The 2317-nt window shown below is 39.4% G+C and carries 2 protein-coding genes and 3 pseudogenes (1 of these 5 cut by a window edge); all 5 read left to right on the top strand.

What is annotated here, in order from left to right; all coding sequences use genetic code 11:
* Nucleotides 1–555, top strand: a pseudogene (locus LEP1GSC062_RS24965) (ParB N-terminal domain-containing protein); the annotation flags it as partial.
* A 37-nt stretch (nt 556–592) separates the two neighbouring features.
* A pseudogene (locus LEP1GSC062_RS24960) lies at nt 593–819 on the top strand (hypothetical protein).
* Nucleotides 820–996: 177 nt separating this feature from the next.
* Nucleotides 997–1227: a hypothetical protein gene (locus LEP1GSC062_RS15520; RefSeq protein WP_020984718.1), complete on the top strand. Its 231-nt coding sequence runs from the start codon at nt 997–999 to the stop codon at nt 1225–1227.
* A complete protein-coding gene (locus LEP1GSC062_RS15515) occupies nt 1224–1424 on the top strand; it encodes a DUF2283 domain-containing protein (RefSeq protein WP_010579166.1) in 201 nt (66 codons plus the stop codon). Before LEP1GSC062_RS15520 ends, LEP1GSC062_RS15515 begins: the two co-directional genes overlap by 4 nt.
* Nucleotides 1425–1520: 96 nt before the next feature.
* Nucleotides 1521–2317 (top strand): annotated as a pseudogene (locus LEP1GSC062_RS15510) (IS256 family transposase) (it continues 527 nt past the right edge of the window).

Genomic DNA, 2317 nt, shown 5'->3' with positions numbered 1-2317 from the left:
AAAGCAAGCGAGAGAATCAAACCTTCACGGTGAAGGTTTGAAAGAGGATTCTAAAATGTTAAGCGAAGTCTTGTTTTCTGAGAAATCAAAAGATGAGGGTCATCTTTTGAAAGTAGGATCAAATGAGAAATCAAACTATGAGGGTCATAGTTTGATCGGGAAACCGGTAGAGTTAGCTAAAAAGATATCAGAAGAAGAGAGAATTCCACTTGGAACCGCAAGGAATTACGTTTCTGAGCTCCGAAAAGAACTCAAAACCAAAGAGCCGAAGCAAACCGCAAAAAAGAGAAATCGGCCCAGAAAGAGGAAGTAAAGAAGAGCCCAAAACAAGTATTGCAATCGAAGGTAAAAGAGTCTCAAAAGAAGTATGGGAAGATGAGTTACACACAGAAGGAAGCGGCTTTAGAACGACTTTTGAATTCTCTAAGGAAATTGAGGAAGCAACAAGCGGATTTACACAAGAAAAGAATGGAGTTAGGTTCTAAGGACTCAGAGCTTGTAGAACTACTAACGTCAGTGGGTCAACAAAAGAGAATTTGGAAGATGAAAGTATGAAAAGCAAAAACGAGACAAAAACGGATTTGACCCAAGAATGACGGAGGAAGAAACTTCCATCCAAAAAAGAATGAAATCATATCGGAAGAGATATGAAAGTATGGGTTCTTTAAAGAAGAGAGAGGAAGTCAAACACTATTACAAAAACTGAAAGTATATCGCAAGAAGATCCAAAAGTTGATTCTTCAATTGACGAAAGTGACGGAACAGGAAATCGAGATTGAGAGAAAACTCAGAGTGGTCGGAGAAAGGTCGATCCACTGAAGGAAAATGGAAGAAATTAGGTAAAAAAGTGAGGAAAAAAACAGTCGATTTTTCACTCACTTTTCCTACATTTTCCTCACTTGAAATTATCCTTAATTTATCTGAAGTTGGAAAGTAGAAAAAGGGTTGGACAAAGAGGAAAATGAAACTTGGAATGAAAGGATATGCTATTGGCTTATGAAATACACTCGTTATTTTGAAAACGAGGTGCTTAGAAAACGTCCGGAGCTTCGCCTTGAATGGGTAGAAGAAACGGTTCTTCATCCGGACAAAAAAGAAGTTCAAGAAAATGGAAGAATTCGCTTTTGGAAATGGATTGTGGAAGCGGGAAAATATCTTCGAGTAGTGACGTTGGAAGATGGTAAGACAATCCACAACGGCTTTTTTGATAGAGGTTTTAAAGAATGAGAATAACGCACTATCCTGAAACTGATTCAATCTATATTGATTTGTCGAACCGCCCTTCTTTTGAGACGAAAGAGATTAATTCAGACCTAAACGTAGACTTGGATGAAAACGGTAGACCTGTAGGGATTGATATTCATGGACATGCTTCCAAATACGTTGATATATCTTCGATCCTTTTTGAGACTGCAAAACCGTAGTTTGCAAGTTACGATATTTTTTCCTTAACAAGAGGGTGTCATCTCGATTGTGTAAATGACTTGTGAAAAAAGAAAAAGTAACAAGGATAAAGCAGTATGAGCAAACCGAAGAATCGAGCAGAAGAACTACTCGATGAATTAATCAAAGGTAAAACCCCCGAAGAGCTGATCGGAAACGAAGGCCTCTTAAAACAACTCACCAAATCACTTGTTGAACGAGCAATGCAAGGAGAGATGACGCATCATCTTGGATATGAGAAGCACGATAGCTTGGGCAATAACACAGGCAATTCAAGAAATGGAAAAAGTAGTAAGAAGCTCAAAGGAGACTTTGGGACAATTGACTTGGAAGTTCCTCGAGATAGAAACGGAAGCTTTGAACCTCAGATAATCCGGAAAGGACAGACACGATTTACGGGCTTCGATGAAAAGATCATCTCGATGTATTCACGCGGAATGACAACTCGAGAAATATCTCAACACCTGAAAGAAATTTATCAAGTTGAAGTCTCGGCGGATTTGATTTCTCAAGTAACGGATTCCGTAATGGAAACAGTGATCGAATGGCAGAATCGCCCCTTGGATAAAGTGTATCCGATTCTCATCATGGATGCGTTGATCGTGAAGGTTCGAGATGGCAACCACGTCGTGAACAAAGCCTTCTATTTGGCTTTAGGAATCAATCTACATAATAGAGTGTCCAAAATTCTGCGTCTAAACGGGGATTTGTGCTAAAATTGGCGGTACTCCTTTATGTAGAGATCAGTAGGAATCAATCTACAGGGCACAAAAGAGATTCTTGGGATCTGGGTAGAACGCACCGAAGGGGCAAAGTTCTGGCTTCAGATTTTAACCGACTTAAAGAATCGAGGCGTTGAAGATATCTTAATTGC

It is taken from the genome of Leptospira alexanderi serovar Manhao 3 str. L 60, from assembly GCF_000243815.2.
GTDB lineage: Bacteria > Spirochaetota > Leptospiria > Leptospirales > Leptospiraceae > Leptospira > Leptospira alexanderi.
Note: the sequence above shows the minus strand (reverse complement) of the source record. Positions and strands in the feature narration are given on the sequence as shown.

What these genes read in the sequence shown, in the direction of transcription:
- LEP1GSC062_RS15520 (WP_020984718.1), top strand. Translation starts at nt 997, where the DNA reads ATGAAATACACTCGTTATTTTGAAAACGAGGTGCTTAGAAAACGTCCG.
- LEP1GSC062_RS15515 (WP_010579166.1), top strand. Translation starts at nt 1,224, where the DNA reads ATGAGAATAACGCACTATCCTGAAACTGATTCAATCTATATTGATTTG.